Genomic DNA, 15,780 nt, shown 5'->3' with positions numbered 1-15,780 from the left:
GGCTTGCGCATGGCGCTGGCAGGTCCGCCTCGCGAGCCGTTCGGCAACACCGCGAGCCCTCGGCCTGCTAGAGTGTGCAGCCTCGTTCGCGGAGGTCTGCATGCGTATTCTCGCCGATGAAAACATTCCCGTGGTCGACGCCTTCTTCGCCGACCAGGGCTCCATTCGCCGCTTGCCCGGGCGCGCCATCGACCGCGCGGCGCTGGCCGAGGTCGACGTGCTGCTGGTGCGCTCGGTCACCGAGGTCAGCCGCGCCGCGCTGGCCGGCTCGCCGGTGCGCTTCGTCGGCACCTGCACCATCGGCACCGACCACCTCGACCTCGACTACTTCGCCGAGGCCGGCATCGCCTGGTCCAGCGCACCCGGCTGCAACGCCCGCGGGGTGGTGGACTACGTGCTCGGCTGCCTGCTGGCGATGGCCGAGGTGCGCGGCGCCGACCTGGCCGAACGCACCTATGGGGTGGTCGGCGCCGGGCAGGTCGGCGGGCGGCTGGTGGAGGTGCTGCGCGGGCTGGGCTGGAAAGTGCTGGTCTGCGATCCGCCGCGCCAGGCGCGCGAGCCGGACGGCGAATTCGTCTCGCTGGAACGGCTGCTGGCCGAGGCCGACGTGATCAGCCTGCACACTCCGCTGAACCGCGACGGCGAACACCCTACCCGCCACCTGCTGGATGAGCCCCGCCTGGCCGCCCTGCGTCCCGGCACCTGGCTGGTCAACGCCAGCCGTGGCGCGGTGGTCGACAATCAGGCCCTGCGCCGCCTGCTCGAAGGCGGCGCCGACCTGGAAGTGGCGCTGGACGTCTGGGAAGGCGAACCGCAGGCCGACCCCGAGCTGGCCGCGCACTGCCTGATCGCCACCCCGCACATCGCCGGCTACAGCCTGGAAGGCAAGCTGCGCGGCACCGCGCAGATCTACCAGGCCTACTGCGCCTGGCGCGGCATCGCCGAACGTGTGAGCCTGCAAGACGTGCTGCCGGAAACCTGGCTCGCCGGCCTGCAACTCAACCCCGGCTGCGACCCGGCCTGGGCGCTGGCCACGCTGTGCCGCGCGGTATACGACCCGCGCAGCGACGATGCCGCCTTCCGCCGCAGCCTGACCGGCGACAGCGCCACCCGCCGCGCCGCCTTCGACGCCCTGCGCAAACACTACCCGACGCGCCGCGAGATCACCGGCCTGCGCGTCACCACCGGTGGACAGGCGGAGTTGCAGCGGGTGGTGCGGGCGCTGGGGGCGCAGTTGGTCTAGGAGCGTGCGACTGGTTCGATTCCTGCCTCTGCACCTACCCGAGCAACTGCTCAGGCGTCTCCTGCCGCCGATAGGGAAACACGTCGATCACCTTGCCCTCGCGGATCTGCTCCTGCAGGCCCTGCCAGTATTTGGCGTCGTAGAGGTTGCCGTGCAGCTTGGCGAATAGCCGGCGCTGGTTGAGGTCGACGAACAGGAAGCGCGGGAATTCTTCCGGGAACACGTCGTTGGGCCCCACCGAATACCAGGGCTCGGACGACATCTCGTCCTCGGGGAAGCGCGGCTCGGGGATGTAGCGGAAGTTCACCTCGGTGAGGTAGCAGATCTCGTCGTAGTCGTAGAACACCACCCGGCCGTGGCGGGTCACGCCGAAGTTCTTCAGCAGCATGTCGCCGGGGAAGATGTTCGCCGCCGCCAGTTGCTTGATCGCCAGCCCGTAGTCGTTCAGCGCCTCGCGGGTCTGCGCCTCGCTGGCGTTCTCCAGGTAGATGTTCAGCGGGGTCATGCGCCGCTCCGTCCAGCAGTGGCGGATCAGCACCACGTCGCCTTCCATCACCACCGTCGACGGCGCCACTTCCAGCAGTTCTGCCAGGCACTCCGGCTCGAACTTGCTCACCGGGAAGCGGAAGTCGGCGAACTGCTGGGTGTCGGCCAGGCGTCCGACCCGGTCGTGGTTCTTCACTAACTGGTACTTCTGGATCACCGTGGCGTGGTCGACGCTCTTCGAAGGGTTGAAGCGGTCCTTGATGATCTTGAACACCGTGTTGAAGCCGGGCAGGGTGAACACGCTCATCACCATGCCGCGCACGCCGGGGGCCATGACGAAGCGGTCGTCGGTGGTCGCCAGGTGGTTGATCAGGGCGCGGTAGAACTCGCTCTTGCCCTGCTTGTAGAAGCCGATCGAGGTGTACAGCTCGGCCAGGTGCTTGCCCGGCAGCAGGCGCTTGAGGAAGGCCACCAGCTCGGCCGGCACCGGCACGTCGACCATGAAGTAGGAGCGGGTGAAGGAGAAGATGATCGAGACTTCCGCCTCGTCGGTGATCACCGTGTCGAACTGGATGCCGTGGCCCTCGCGGTGCAGCAGCGGGAACACCAGCGGCCACTGCTCGTCCGGGGTGAACAGGCGGCCCACCAGGTAGGCGCCCTTGTTGCGATAGAACACCGAGCCGATCAGCTCGATGGCCAGGTCCGGGTCCTTGCACACCCAGTCCGGCAGGTTGCTGTGCAGCAGTGCGTCGATCCGTTCGAGGTCGCGCTCGCGGTCGTCGTAGGGCACGTCGAAGCGGTAGTCGTCGAAGATCTTCTCCAGCGCCTGGCGCAGGTCGCCGCCCGGCCGGTAGGTGCGGGTGTAGGGCGCGCGGGCGTGGGCGCGCAGCGAGGGCCGGGTGGTGTGCACGAACATCGTGCCGTCGCTGATGTTGTCGTGGCTGAACAGCCCGCAGAAGATCGAGTTGAACCAGGTCTCGGCCAGCTCGTCGTCCAGCCGCAGGTCGATCTGCGCGATGTAGGCGCTCTTGATGATCGGCCAGCGCTCCACGTCCAGCAGCTCGCTGTCGGCCAGCCCCGCGCGCAGCCCGGCCACCGTCTCGGCGACCTTTTCCTCGTAGAGGTTGATCCGCTGCGCCGAGGCGCGCTGCGCTTCCTGCCACTGCGCCTGCTCGAAGCGGGCACGGGCGCCGTCGGTGATCTCGCGGAACTGCTCTCGGTAATCGTCGAAACCGCGCAGGATGAGGGCGGCGATTTCGCTGGCTGGGGCGCTCTGGACCATGCTGGCGTCCTTTCGTTGTTCGAAGGTCGAGCTTAGCCAGAGCCGCGCGGCAGGGAAAGCGCGATCTCCGACCGGCTGGTCGAGCCCGGCGCAGACGCTTATGCTGGGTGGCCAGACAGCCCAGGGATGACCGCAATGACCGCCGAATCGCCGACGATCCGCCTCGAACGCTACAGCGAACGCCACGTGGAAGGCCTCACCGCCCTGTACAACGACCCCGCCGTGGCCCGCCAGGTCCTGCAGATGCCCTACCAGTCGGTGGAGCAGCGGCTCAAGCGCCTGCACGACAGCGTGGACGACGACCGCCTGCTGATCCTCGTCGCCTTGCACCAGGGGGACGTCATCGGCAGCGCCAGCCTCGAACAGCACCCGCGCATCCGCCGCAGCCACAGCGGCAGCATCGGCATGGGTGTCGCCGTCGCCTGGCAGGGCAAGGGCGTCGGCAGCCGCCTGCTCGGCGAACTGCTGGACATCGCCGACAACTGGATGAACCTGCGCCGCGTCGAACTCACCGTCTACACCGACAACGCCCCGGCGCTGGCGCTGTATCGCAAGTTCGGCTTCGAGACCGAAGGAGAGATGCGCGACTACGCGGTGCGGGATGGGCGCTTCGTGGACGTGTACAGCATGGCGCGCTTGCGGAGGGTCGAGGGGCGGGTGGGGGAGTGAGAGTGGCCGGGAGTCTGCCTCCGGCCAGCAGCGGCCTATTAAGGACCGCTCCAGCCCACCGATACAGGTGACTCAGCCACGCGAAACTCAGCAGTGCAGAAGTGTGGCTCCCCCCAGCTAGAGTTCGGTCACCTTCGGGGATTTTTTCATGAGCGAGGCTCTGCTATCCACCCAATGGCTGGCCGGGCTTCCGTTCTACGACAGGTTCGTCCTGGGCTTCGGGCATACGGTGCACTTCGGCATGCCGATCTTCGAGGGTGGGCACCTGCGCCATTTCCTGCTGCTGAATACCCTGGTGAAGATCGATGCGCGGCTGTTCGACGATTTCCACGCGGCAGCCCATCCCGTCGACCTGTTGTGGGTCGTGCCGCTTTCCGAACGGGAATACCGGCTCAAGCGCGAACAGGGAATCGATGGATTGATGCCGGTCTTTGCGGAAAACGCGCATCCGGTGACAGTGGACAAGCAGCGCGGCTGTTATCTGGGAGGCGAGGGCGCGTGACGAAGGATCCTGCGACGGACAGCGGCCTGAACGTGCGCCTGGTCGCCGCGTTCGCCGGCTGGAAAGGCATTCCCTGGCTATGCTGGGCCCACAGCGACCTGTCCCCGCGGCTGGTCCTGCATGCGGACCGTGTCGAGTTCCGCGTCATCCGCACGCGCTCGAAGGCGTATTCCAGCATTTCCTTAGGGACAGTCTGAAAAAGACTTTCTGATTTTGGCAAAATAGCCGAACGCCACCCACCGAGTTTTCTGATGAAGCAGATGACCTTCGCCGATGCCGAGTACGCCGGCAAGCGCAAGCAGACCCGCAAAGAGCTGTTCCTGATCGAGATGGATCGGGTGGTGCCGTGGAAGGGGTTGATTGCCCTGATCGAGCCGCATTACCCCAAGGGTGAAGGTGGCCGTCCGGCGTACCCGTTGATGGCAATGCTGCGGGTTCATCTAATGCAAAACTGGTTCGGTTATAGCGATCCAGCGATGGAGGAGGCACTGTACGAGACCACCATCCTGCGGCAGTTCGCGGGGCTGAGCCTGGAGCGTATCCCCGACGAAACCACCATCCTCAACTTCCGTCGCCTGCTGGAGAAACACGAACTGGCTGCTGGCATCCTGGCCGTGATCAATGGCTACCTGGGTGACCGTGGCCTGTCGCTGCGCCAAGGCACCATCGTCGATGCCACGCTGATCAATGCGCCGAGTTCGACCAAGAACAAAGACGGCAAGCGCGACCCAGAGATGCACCAGACCAAGAAGGGCAACCAGTATTACTTTGGCATGAAGGCCCACATCGGCGTCGATGACGAATCGGGCCTGGTGCATAGCGTGGTAGGTACGGCGGCTAACGTGGCGGACGTCACCCAGGTCGACAAGTTGCTGCATGGCGAGGAAAACGTGGTCTGCGCCGATGCGGGTTATACCGGCGTCGAGAAGCGTGCCGAGCATGATGGCCGCGAAGTGATTTGGCAGGTGGCAGCACGGCGCAGCACTTACAAAAAGCTGGGCAAGAGCAGCGCGCTGTACAAAGCCAGACGCAAGATCGAGAAAGCCAAGGCTCAGGTACGGGCCAAGGTTGAGCACCCGTTTAGGGTGATCAAGCGGCAGTTCGGTTATGTGAAGACGCGCTTCCGTGGCTTGGCCAAGAATACTGCGCAACTGGTGACGCTGTTCGCGTTGTCGAACCTGTGGATGGCACGCCGACATTTGCTGACCAATGCAGGAGAGGTGCGCCTGTAATGCAGGAAATGGCCGCCGCGAGGTGTTCTCGGCGGCTAGAAACACCGAAATGAGCTGGTTATCTGATCGTTTTTGATCGGTTTGCCGCTTTCAAAATCGGCGGAGGCTGAAGTCAGCCGGAAATGCATGGCTACTTCAGACCATCCTTAGAGGGCTAGAGTAAACGTAGAAAAACTTCACCAGTAAGCAGTACATAAACAGATTTTTCAAGAATTTCTGTCTTTTACTGTGGGTTTCATAATTTGGAGAAAATGATGAGTGATTTTCTTGAAATGCAAGGAGACGATCCGGTTCCTCTAGGACTCGCGAAAATGGAGGCCAGAAATGTTGACAATGTTCAATCTCTGATAGGGGTTATTGGTCAATACGCAGGGGAGCGTGTTGCTACAACTAGCTACTGGCCGGGGTGGGAGTCAAGAGATGTAGGCCCGGTGGGCGGTGGCGTCTATGTCTGGATGCCGAGCAAGCCGAAGGCTTATCACAATGCAGGGAAGTATTTCAGCCCAACTGTTCCATGGGACGGGAGTGAGTCTACATTTTCTGACTACATAAGCGGGTACGGGGAGACAGACCCATCCGGTGTAGGATGCTGGGTGCTGCTGGACAAGCCTGGAGTCTTTGATGTCCTGCAGTGGGGGGCAAGAAATGATGCGACAGCCAATGGCGCAAATGATGCCGTGATTCAGCCGCTTCTTGATTATGTAGAGTCCGCAATAAGCGGTGGGTTTGGAGGGGTAGTAGAATTTCCTCGTGGGAATTATAGGTTTACAGTGTATTTTTCTGTGCGAGATAGAACGGTATTGCGAGGGGAGGGAACTAGCGCAACTATAATTCAGTTTTATGGCACAGGTACAGGTAACTGCATCACACTAGGGCCTACTGGCCCTAGACACCCTATCCATCCTTCCGGCCACTGGGTATTTGGTACTCGGATTGAGAATTTAGCAATTTCTGGAGCAAATATTTACAGAGGGCTTGAGCGCGCAATGGTGTACACAGATGGTGCGCATGAGCATAGCGGATTGTTTAATGTTGTGGTTAGGGATTTTGTGTCATGGGGGGTGAATTATAATACAGGGAATGGCGGTCCTGCGTCATTTAGCTTCTCCGATGTTGAGATGTATGGCTCGGATACTTCCCCTTCCGCGGGGACGAAAAGAGGACTCGTATGTCAAGCAGGTGGATCCTTGATTGTTGTTGATAGGAGCACTATCACTGGAGGGGCAACGTATAGGTTGGATCAAGCAATTCTCATGCTTAAAGATAATCTGATAGCTAATGGGGTTCACGTAGAACAGTCAGCAGTAGGGGTATCTCTTAGTCAGACTGATTCGCAATCGCCGAAGGTTAATGTTATTTCTGGGGTGACAGGCAATTCAACTGTTGCAGAACTTTTTGTAATCTCGTCTGCATTCGAAGGTAGCGTTAGTGCAAGTGGGTTGGTGAATACAAGCCTGTCTGTGACGGGGTTGGGTGTTATTAGAAATAATCGAACTGGAGAAAGGTATGTTGATAGGGCGGTCTCTTCGTATAATTATGGGTTTAGTGTTGAGCCGGGTGCAGCGATAAGCCATGGGCGTATATCTGTAACTTCAGGGGTTGCTTCGGTAGTTAAGTCGACTGGGAGGGGATTTACCACGACAAGAACTGCGGTTGGCGTTGTGCGAGTTGTATTAAGTTCGCCTATGCCTGATGCAAATTATGTTGTAAATTCAACGGCAAGGTCAACTACAGGGATGGTAGTAGAGTTTTCGCCGATCAGTACTACGGTATTCGAAATTAGGACTTACAGTACCTCTGGTGTCGCGAGTGATCCAACTTCTATTTGGTTCGCTCTGTATGCTTGAAGGTGTGAGAGGATTCATCGCAGAGTTGTTCTGGTATTTTCGGCGAATGCCCTAAGCTAAATTTTAGACGACGTTAATGGGAAAAGTAAACCCGCCGCAAAGGCGGGTTTAGCATTCAAGGGACGCTATAGGTTGTCTCCTTCCTCTTCGTTAAGGTCCCCGCTTTATATGCCCGGGGATTCTTGCCACCTTAGCAATCGTCTCGCCACTCGGCATTCTCAAAGTGAGCTATCTAGGATTGTGTGAATAGAACCGTCAGCCCTCTTGGCCGATGCTCACTCGACCGACTGACATGAAGTCGTGACTCTCTAGGAGGAAGTTCAGTGTTTTCGGTGGAGGTAGGTCGAAATCATAGTCTCCATTCAAGGCCCGTCTCGATAGATGGGTGATGTTCAGCAGATCGTCCGATATATCGGGATAGAGCCCGTTCGTCTCTAGGTAGGAAATGATTCGCTTCACCACTAGGTCGGGTTCTTCTGAAAGTGTATCGATAGTTATGTTCGGCTGTGCGGGCGTTTCGTAGATCGAGTCGATCCCGGTGAAACCAAGGTTTCGGCACAGGCCAAGGCGGAGATCGTCGCCGTCCAGGAGAAACGTATGTTTCTTCTGTTCGAAAAGCGCTAGTTCCAGGGCATTCGCAATAGTGGATTTTCCAGCGCCACTCAACCCGGTCAGCCAGATGACCGCTGGGCGTTGGCGCTTGAGCGCACTGCGTGTCTCGTTATCGATCGATCGTTTTCCATGTTCACGAGGGTTCATCGCTGTTTCTGCCTGGAGGATTGGTTAACTGCATGGGAAGGGGGACCTCCCGAAGTTGGAATTGGATTCCGTTGGAGGCCGGTACTTCTTCTAATGCGCGGTCAGGGCGTGTTTGTGCAGTTAGTTAAGTTAACGTTGCGCCAAATAAGTGCGTATAAGAAATTTCTTTATTTTCAGTAGGATGTTCTTTCCCTTAGGTATTTAAGCAAGTGGCTGGTTTCATTTGTCTTCCAGCCATGGCCGTGCAGTGTTCGGTCGCGAGGGTGCTGTTGGAGACCGAGAAAACAGGGGAACGCATCCAGCGTTTTCCGGGGCGCAGAGTTGGTCGATGGAATGGCGCCGCTTCGACCGGAACTCACCGCAGGTGACTTCCCGATCGGACGAGCCGAGAAAATAGTACCTCTGTGCTATTCGAGCTTCTTCGCCGCGACGCTATAGTCCCGCCCTTGATCCCCGCGTTTCGCGGAAACCGGTTGTGCAGGACGCACGCGACTTGGAAGGAACCATGACTCGGCAATCCGTACTCGCCACCGGCCCGGAGGCCAGCGATTGGTGGTGCTTCGGCAGCGGCGACGAGCCGGCGCGCGAGTCGTTCTCTGCCGGTGGGCGTTCGCTTGCGGCGTCGAGAAAACCCTCCGCCGCACCGCGCGGAATGGCCGTGGCCGAGCAGGCGAACCGCGCGCAAGCGTCCGGGCAGGACGCCGCGCCGGGCCTGCGAGCCTTCGATCTGCTGCCTGGCAACCCGCCGAAGAACCCTTAGACACGGAGTCAACCCATGCGCCGGATATTCATCGCGCCGTTACTGGCGTCGCTTTCCCTGGGCGGCTGCATCCAGATGGACACGCTGCCCGAGGTCTACGCCCGCAGCCAGTGGAAGGGCCGTTCCGCCGAGGAAGCGATAGCCTTCTTCGGTACGCCGCAGAACATGGAGCGCACCGCCGACGGCTCGCAGGTGGTGATGCAGTGGTACACCGACACCAGCTATTCCCGCTATGAAGTGGTGGGCTCCAGCTCGGAGATGCAGGGCAACGTGATGGTGAACACCAACTACTGGGATACCGTCAACCACCCCAATCGCTGCATCATTTCCGTCACCGTCGACAAGAGCAAGCGGATCACCCAGTTCGAGGCCGACGACGGCGAGTTGCTGCTGTCCCACGGCTGCGCCGGCATGAAGTACGGCCCGCCGTAGGCCTGCGCTCCTCGACCTGCCTTGCCTCAGGAAGCGTGGCTGGCGGTCTCCGGGCGCTCGCGCAGGGCGCGCAGGGTGGCGCGCAATTCCGTGGGGCGCACGGGCTTGGAGAGCAGGGCGATGTCGGTGTCTTCGACGCTGGCCTGGATACGCTCGATGTCGTGGCCGCTGATCACCAGCGCCGGTATCGCCTCTCCGCGTTGCCGCCGTACCCGCTCGATGCACTCGACGCCGGAGGCGTGGGGGCCGAGGTCGTAGTCGACGACCAGGATGTCGCAATCGGTTCGCCAGCCGTCCGCCTCGGTTTCCGCCTGGACCGTGCAGCCCCAGCGTTCGAGCAACGCCGAGGTGGCGCGCAGGACGTTGCGATCATCTTCCACCAGGCACACCCGCAAACCGGTGAGCAGGCCGGCCTGCAGGGGATCGTCGCGGCGGGGAAGGGCTTGCGCGGCGACCGCCGGCAGGCCGTGCAGGGTCACCGCGGTGCCGCGTCCGACCCGCGAGCGCAGCGTCACCTCGATCCCGGTCAACTGCCCCAGGCGACGGACGATGGACAGCCCCAGGCCGATTCCCTCGACGTCGCGGTCGCGGGTCTCGCGTACCCGGTAGAACTCCTCGAACACCCGCGGCAGGTGTTCCTCCGCGATCCCCCGGCCCTGGTCGTAGATGGCTACGGCCAGGCCGTCGCCTCGCCGCCGCACGCCGATCAGCAGCGGGCGCTCGGCGGCGTACTTGAGGCTATTGGAGAGCAGGTTCTGCAGCATGGTCGACAGCAGCCCCGGATCGGTTCGCGTCCACAGGCGGCAAGGGCGCAGGCGCAACTCCACCCCGGCCCAGCGCGCCGCCTCGGCGTTGCGCCGGACCAGGTCGCGCAGCAACTCGCCCAGGTGGACGTTCTCCTGCTTGGGCTGGAGCCGGCCGTTGTCGAGGGTGTAGAGATCGAGGATGGAGCGGAACAGTTGCGAGACGTTGAGCAGCGAGCGGTCGATGTTGTCCACCAGGCGCCGTTCCTCGTCGCCCAGGCGGGCGTCGCGCAGGCAGGCGGTGAACAGGCCGATGGAGTGGATCGGCTGGCGCAGGTCGTGGCTGGCCTGGGCCAGCAGGCGCGATTTCTCCTGGTTCGCCTGCAACGCTTCCTCGGTGGCCTTGCGCGTGCGCTCCAGCAGGAGGTGCGCGTAGAAGGGAATGACGGTGCTGGTGGTCATCAGCATCAGCACCATGAACGGCTGAGCCTGCCAGGCCGGGGTCAGGCGATAGATGACCAGTAGCGCGAGCAGCGCCAGGGCGGTGGCGATGGCCAGGTAGCGCGAGCCGTAGCGCATGCCGTTGCCCAGGTTGATCCAGACCATCACCGCGTACAGCGGCAGCGCCGCCTCGCCGCCCACGATCAGGCCGAACGAGGTGCCGGCGTAGTCGTGCAGCATGCAGAAGATCCGCCGCGCCGGGTAGTGCCCCGGCCAGCGCACGATGGCCTGGCGCAGCAGTATGGAGGCGATCAGGAACAGGCCGTAGTAGGCAACGATCGGCAGGTAGGTCTCGACCTTCAGGCCGGGCAGCAGGCCGATCAGCACCACGTAGAGAATCGCGCAGGTGGCCACGATCAGTCGCAGGTTGGCCTGGTCCAGCTCGGTATTCTTCTCGAACTTCATGTGCACCTCCGTGTGCATGGGAGCGCCGCGCGCCTTTTCCTCTGTTTCGCCCCCTTCGTCACGAAGACGGACGAAGGGTGGGCGCGGCGGTAGCGGGCTAAGGTAGCATGCGCGGCGGAAACTGCGACTCCTGGAGACTACAAGAATGACTGGCCGCATCATCGTCGCCGATGATCATCCGCTGTTTCGCGAGGGCATGCTGAGTATCCTCCAGCGCCTGCTGCCCGAGGCCAGGATCGAGGAGGCCGGCGATCTCGCCGGGGTCCTGCGCCTGGCTGGTGAAGGCGAGCAGCCCGATTCGCTGATCCTCGACCTGCGTTTCCCCGGCCTGACCCGCATCGAGATGCTCGCCGACCTGCGCCGCCGGTTCCCGCGCACCACCCTGATCGTCGTCTCGATGGTCGACGACCCGCAACTCATCGGCGAAGTGATGAACGCAGGGGCCGACGGCTTCCTCGGCAAGAGCATCGCGCCCGAGGAGCTCGGCCAGGCGATTCTGGCCATCCGCGCCGGGGAAGTGCTGGTGCGCTACGAACCCTCCGGCCTCCTGCCGCTGCAGCCCAGCCCGCGCCTGGAGGGGCTCACCGAGCGCCAGCTGGATGTCCTGCGCCTGCTGGCCCAGGGCAAGAGCAACAAGGAGATCGGCCGCGCCCTGGACATCTCCCACTACACGGTGCGCATCCATGTGTCGTCGCTGCTGCGGGCACTGGACGTGCCGTCGCGGACCGCGGCGGCGGTGAAGTACCGGGCGGCTCTGGGGCATGGCGACGGGGAGTAGCGGCGGCCGATGGGCCCGGCGCAGATCAGACGTCGTGCGCCTTGTCCTGCCGCCGGCATGGGGCTTGGTCCTAACAGGCCAAGACCATGCGGCTCGGCACGTTCAATAGCGTTGCGAGCATGGTTTGACAGTCGCTTGACTGCCTGAGTGAGACGGCAGCAGGTCCCGACAGAACCACTTCTGGTCAGACAGCGTTTTCAGAATTTTCTGCGCATACGTTCGAAGGGCGACTTGCTAGAGTCCTCGCTCCATGCCCGCGCAGCTGCATTTTTACAAGTGCGCTGTCCAGCTTAAGGAAAAGCAAAATGTTCGCGCCAGCCAATAGTGCGCACTTTGCGCTATCGATCCCCTCCGTACGCAACGACTTCAAGGTACTGGCTTTCGATGGCGCCGAAGCCATCAGCACCCTGTATGCCGTCCGTATCGAACTGCTCAGCGAGAACCCCGATTTCGACCTGGAGGGTTTGCTCGGTCAACCGGCATTTCTCCAGTTCGGCCTGAGCGGCGAAGGGATCCATGGGCATATCGAAGACGTGTACGTGGGCGAAGCCGGTAGGCGCCTGGCGCGCTATCACCTGACCCTGGTGCCGGTATTGCACTACCTGCAGTTCAGCTTCAACCAGCGCATTTTCCAGCACCTGACAGTACCGCAGATCATCGCACAGGTGCTGGCAGGCCATGGTATCCCGCCTGATGTCTACGTCTTCAATGTCCACACCAGCCCGGAACGCGAATACTGCACCCAGTACGGTGAAAGTGATTTCGATTTCATCCAGCGGCTGTGTGCCGAGGACGGTATCGCTTGGCACCACCAGCATTCAGCGGAGAATCACCTGCTGGTGTTCACCGAGGACCAGGCCTGGTTCCCCTTGCTGGGATGTACGCCATACCGCCAGGATACTGGGACGGTCGCCGATCATCCGGTGGTCAATCGTTTTTCCCAGCGTTTCAGTTCCCGCACCAGCAAGGTAACTCGCCGCGACTACGACCTGCAGCGGCCAAGCCTGTTGCTGGAAAGCCAGTTCACCGCGGAGTTCGAGCCGGCCCTCGAGGACTATCGTTATCCTTCGCCGATCACCACGCTGGAGCGTGGACAGGTGTTGGCCAGACAGGCTCTGGAACGGCATCGTGTCGATTACCAGTTGGCCGAAGGCCAGAGCGATCAGCCGACGTTGCGCAGCGGTCACTTCTTCAAGCTGACCGAACATCCGCGCAAGACATGCAACGAACTGTGGTTGTTGCTGAGCGTCACGCACTCTGGTCGGCAACCCCAGTCACTCGAAGAGTCCGTGACCGGCGATAGCCAGGCAGAAGACCGCTTCACCCAGGGTTATCGCAATACCTTCACCGCCATTCCATGGGATGTGTTTTTCCGGCCGCCGCTGCTGACGCGCCGGCCCCTGCCGGGGTGCCAGACCGCTCGGGTCACCGGTCCGGCCGGCGAGGAAATCTTCTGTGATGAATACGGGCGGGTGAAGGTCGAACTGCATTGGGACAGACGGGAACTGGGAAGCGACAAAAGCAGTTGCTGGCTGCGGGTTGCTTCCAGTTGGGCAGGCGAGCGTTTCGGCGCGGTGACCATTCCGCGCGTTGGCATGGAAGTGGTGGTGAGCTTCCTCGAAGGCAACCCGGACCGCCCGTTGATTACCGGTGTCGTGCCGAACAAGACCACGCCTGTGCCCTACGCGCTGCCGGCGAACAAAAGCAGAACCGTATTGCGTAGCCGAAGTACGCCGAACAGCGGCGGCTACAACGAACTTTCGATCGAAGACCGGGCAGGCCAGGAAAAGATCTTCCTGCGCGCGCAGCGTGATATCGAGCAACTGATCCTCAACGACAGTCACACCAGCATCGGCAATGACCGTCACGAACGGATAAGCCGGGACAGCCGCAGCCTGGTCGAAAACGACCGCTTTGAGCAGGTGAACATGAACAGTTCCAGCCTGATCAAGGGCGATGAGCTGCATACCACCCAGGGTGAGCGCCACACCCGGATCGGCGGCAACGAACTGCTTTCCATCAGCGGCGCCGGCAGCATCGCCGTGGACGGCACCTGGGTCGTGCAAGCCGGATCACAGGCCCGCGTCACCGCCACCAATGTGCTAGTCGATGCCGGCGTGAACCTGACACTCAAGGCCGGTGGACAGCATATCGTCATCAACTCCGCAGGGATTTTCAGCAGCGTGCCGATCGTGCAGGGCGGAGCCCCCATGGCCGGCATCGCACCGCAGCAGGCACTCCAGGCTCTGGCCGAAGCAGCACAGACCGTCGTCGCCAATTCGCTGCCTCTCGTGGCTGCCGCCAGGCAACGCGCCGCGGACTTCTGCCCGCTCTGCGAAATCTGTCGCGATGGACTGTGCAGTGTTGGAGGTGCCGCATGACCACGGCCGAACAATGGCTGCAGAAACAAGGCGAGCTGGGCCGATACCTGTACCTGGTACTGGACTCCGATGGCCAGCTCGACGAGCGCGATGCCTTGCTCGAAGGGCGCGAACCCCATCAGTACGGCAATCTGTATAGCGGTACGCCCGCCAGTTCGCTGGCGGCGATAGGTCCCTACCTGTTCCGGCTCGATGCGCTGGACCATCCGGTCATTCAGGCGTTGCTCAAATCGCCCGAACGTCATTGGGGCTGGCTGGCCAGCAGCGTGAGCAGCGATCTGGAGTCGCTGGCCCGGCATTGGCGCGCTCGCCTGGTAACGGGCGAGCGGCCAAACCAGGCGCTTTATCGCTTTCACGACAGTCGCGTGCTGGGTCGCGCCCTGGCACACCTGCAGCCGGAGCAGCGCCCGGCGTTCCTTGGACCGATCTCCAGCGCGTGCTACTGGCTGGCCGGGCGATGGCTCCATGCCGACAACCCCGCCCCTGGCGACCATCCCGTGCCGGCCGAACCGGCGTGGCTCGTTGTCCCCACGGCTTCGGAGACGGCGGCAGGTATTCAGTTCGACAACGCCTGGCGCTACCTGATCGCCGAGTGGACGGAGCCGTTTGCGGAATTGGCCGGGCAGCGGGATGCCGACGCCTGGCTTCGGGCGCAGTTGGAACTGGCCCGCACATGGGGCTGGCGGGCGCCTGAACAGATCCGCTTTCTACTGCTTCAACGCCTGTTCGCATCGGATGACGCCCTGCCCAGGTCCTGGTCACCCCTGCCTGACGAAACCCCCACGACGCATTTCGAGCGTGTGTATCAGGAGGTGCGGTTCTGGCAAGGAGACGCCCCCGTATGATCCGCACCCTTAAAAACATGACCCTTGCCAGTTGCCTTGTGCTGGCACAGGGCTGCACTGCCTTGGGCACGTCCAACAGTTTTACCGTTACGGCGGACCTGCCGCCTGAGTTCACTTATGAAGCCACGGCAACTTATGTGCCGGCCAACGGTGAAACCTGCACGGTGCCGGGGGGAAAGGATACGCAAATTGGCTACAACTCGGGGCGGGAAAAATATGAACGGGATTCGAAGATATTGTTACGCCGTACGGTCAGTGGCTGCCCCTTGGTACTGCAGAATATCTATTTTTATGTATATGGTTGGTATGGCAAGGATTGGGGGGATTTCGGACGAGACTCAGCAATGATTGCCGTGCGCGAAAAGCTGGTCGAAGTGAAAAAGGGTACTTTTAATGCCGCCGGGGAAAGTGAGTTCTCCGGGCAGTGCCAGTTTCTATTCCGCACGGTAGGAAAATTGCGCCGTATCGTAAAAATCCTCGATTGCAAAAGGATGGATGAGACGGGTGTACGGCGCAAAGCGAAACCTTTCGTGGCTTACACCCTGGACCAACTGCCCGGCAAGACGGTGAGGTTGAGGATCAAGCTGGCTGACGAAGAGAGGCCGGGATGGGGGGACACTTGGGTCAAAGTGCCCGGTGGTTGGAGGCGCTGCATGGGCGAGAGTTTTGACGATCAAAGAGCCTATTGCAACGGCAACTACAAGGATTTCAGCACCTTCAGAATGCCGGATGGGCGCAACTGCACCATCTACCCAGGCTGTACGGAAAACAAGGCGGTGACCCCATGACTCTTGGGCCGATGGAGGAATGGGAAAAGCTATTCTTCGCTGAGCGTATCCATACCTGCCCGTTGCGCTCGCACTCCAACAACTTTCAACCCGTGGACGAATAACGTCCAAGACTGCAGTTATTGGC

Annotated in this window: 13 protein-coding genes and 2 pseudogenes; 12 read left to right on the top strand and 3 right to left on the bottom strand. The window is 61.5% G+C overall.

The window, feature by feature from the left end:
* The first annotated feature begins 100 nt into the window (after positions 1-100).
* Positions 101-1,243, top strand: a complete 1,143-nt coding sequence (gene pdxB / locus M6E97_RS16100; RefSeq protein WP_034005793.1) for a 4-phosphoerythronate dehydrogenase PdxB — start codon at positions 101-103, stop codon at positions 1,241-1,243.
* Positions 1,244-1,277: 34 nt separating this feature from the next.
* Here pdxB and aceK read toward each other — a convergent pair whose 3' ends face one another.
* Complete coding sequence (gene aceK, locus M6E97_RS16095) at positions 1,278-3,011, bottom strand: bifunctional isocitrate dehydrogenase kinase/phosphatase (RefSeq protein ID WP_003082886.1); 1,734 nt, start codon at positions 3,009-3,011, stop codon at positions 1,278-1,280.
* A gap of 135 nt (positions 3,012-3,146) precedes the next feature.
* On the opposite strand from aceK, the gene M6E97_RS16090 reads away from it, so the two are divergent.
* The 5 genes and pseudogenes from M6E97_RS16090 (at position 3,147) to M6E97_RS16070 (ending at position 7,261) form a co-directional block, all read left to right on the top strand.
* The gene (locus M6E97_RS16090) at positions 3,147-3,680 is read left to right on the top strand and encodes a GNAT family N-acetyltransferase (RefSeq protein ID WP_019726005.1); all 534 of its coding nucleotides are present in this window, start codon (positions 3,147-3,149) and stop codon (positions 3,678-3,680) included.
* Positions 3,681-3,828: 148 nt separating this feature from the next.
* Positions 3,829-4,182 (top strand): suppressor of fused domain protein, encoded by a 354-nt coding sequence (locus M6E97_RS16085; RefSeq protein ID WP_174217704.1) that lies wholly within the window; start codon positions 3,829-3,831, stop codon positions 4,180-4,182.
* Positions 4,179-4,364 (top strand): annotated as a pseudogene (locus tag M6E97_RS16080) (hypothetical protein); the annotation flags it as partial. The gene M6E97_RS16085 and the pseudogene M6E97_RS16080, both read left to right, overlap by 4 nt.
* A gap of 69 nt (positions 4,365-4,433) precedes the next feature.
* On the top strand, positions 4,434-5,414 hold the full coding sequence (locus M6E97_RS16075; protein ID WP_014595514.1) for an IS5-like element ISPst7 family transposase: 981 nt from the start codon (positions 4,434-4,436) through the stop codon (positions 5,412-5,414).
* Positions 5,415-5,668: 254 nt separating this feature from the next.
* Positions 5,669-7,261: a hypothetical protein gene (locus tag M6E97_RS16070; protein WP_126620851.1), complete on the top strand. Its 1,593-nt coding sequence runs from the start codon at positions 5,669-5,671 to the stop codon at positions 7,259-7,261.
* A 426-nt stretch (positions 7,262-7,687) separates the two neighbouring features.
* Here M6E97_RS16070 and M6E97_RS16065 read toward each other — a convergent pair.
* Positions 7,688-8,020 (bottom strand): annotated as a pseudogene (locus M6E97_RS16065) (adenylyl-sulfate kinase); the annotation flags it as partial.
* Between the two features lie 505 nt (positions 8,021-8,525).
* Here M6E97_RS16065 and M6E97_RS16060 point away from each other — a divergent pair.
* Entirely contained in the window at positions 8,526-8,780 is a 255-nt protein-coding gene (locus M6E97_RS16060) for a hypothetical protein (RefSeq protein ID WP_034005791.1), read from the top strand.
* A 15-nt stretch (positions 8,781-8,795) separates the two neighbouring features.
* Positions 8,796-9,212 carry a hypothetical protein gene (locus tag M6E97_RS16055; protein WP_003086969.1) on the top strand — a complete coding sequence of 139 codons (417 nt, stop codon included), beginning with the start codon at positions 8,796-8,798 and terminating at the stop codon, positions 9,210-9,212.
* 26 nt (positions 9,213-9,238) lie between these two features.
* Here the strand turns inward: M6E97_RS16055 and M6E97_RS16050 are convergent, their stop codons facing one another.
* Positions 9,239-10,861, bottom strand: a complete 1,623-nt coding sequence (locus tag M6E97_RS16050; protein WP_016253649.1) for a two-component system sensor histidine kinase — start codon at positions 10,859-10,861, stop codon at positions 9,239-9,241.
* A gap of 145 nt (positions 10,862-11,006) precedes the next feature.
* On the opposite strand from M6E97_RS16050, the gene M6E97_RS16045 reads away from it, so the two are divergent.
* The 4 genes from M6E97_RS16045 (at position 11,007) to M6E97_RS16030 (ending at position 15,653) form a co-directional block, all read left to right on the top strand.
* Entirely contained in the window at positions 11,007-11,639 is a 633-nt protein-coding gene (locus tag M6E97_RS16045) for a response regulator (RefSeq protein ID WP_009876145.1), read from the top strand.
* Positions 11,640-11,944: 305 nt separating this feature from the next.
* Complete coding sequence (locus tag M6E97_RS16040; protein ID WP_033938834.1) at positions 11,945-14,020, top strand: type VI secretion system tip protein VgrG; 2,076 nt, start codon at positions 11,945-11,947, stop codon at positions 14,018-14,020.
* Positions 14,017-14,865 carry a DUF4123 domain-containing protein gene (locus M6E97_RS16035; protein ID WP_015503224.1) on the top strand — a complete coding sequence of 283 codons (849 nt, stop codon included), beginning with the start codon at positions 14,017-14,019 and terminating at the stop codon, positions 14,863-14,865. The genes M6E97_RS16040 and M6E97_RS16035 overlap by 4 nt, the downstream gene beginning before the upstream one ends.
* A complete protein-coding gene (locus M6E97_RS16030; RefSeq protein WP_033938833.1) occupies positions 14,862-15,653 on the top strand; it encodes a hypothetical protein in 792 nt (263 codons plus the stop codon). Before M6E97_RS16035 ends, M6E97_RS16030 begins: the two co-directional genes overlap by 4 nt.
* The last annotated feature ends 127 nt before the right edge of the window (positions 15,654-15,780 follow it).

It is taken from the genome of Pseudomonas sp. B111 (genome assembly GCF_026428275.1).
GTDB classification, from domain to species: domain Bacteria; phylum Pseudomonadota; class Gammaproteobacteria; order Pseudomonadales; family Pseudomonadaceae; genus Pseudomonas; species Pseudomonas aeruginosa.
The sequence above is the reverse complement of the archived record's forward strand: the minus strand, read 5'-3'. Positions and strand labels throughout refer to the sequence as shown.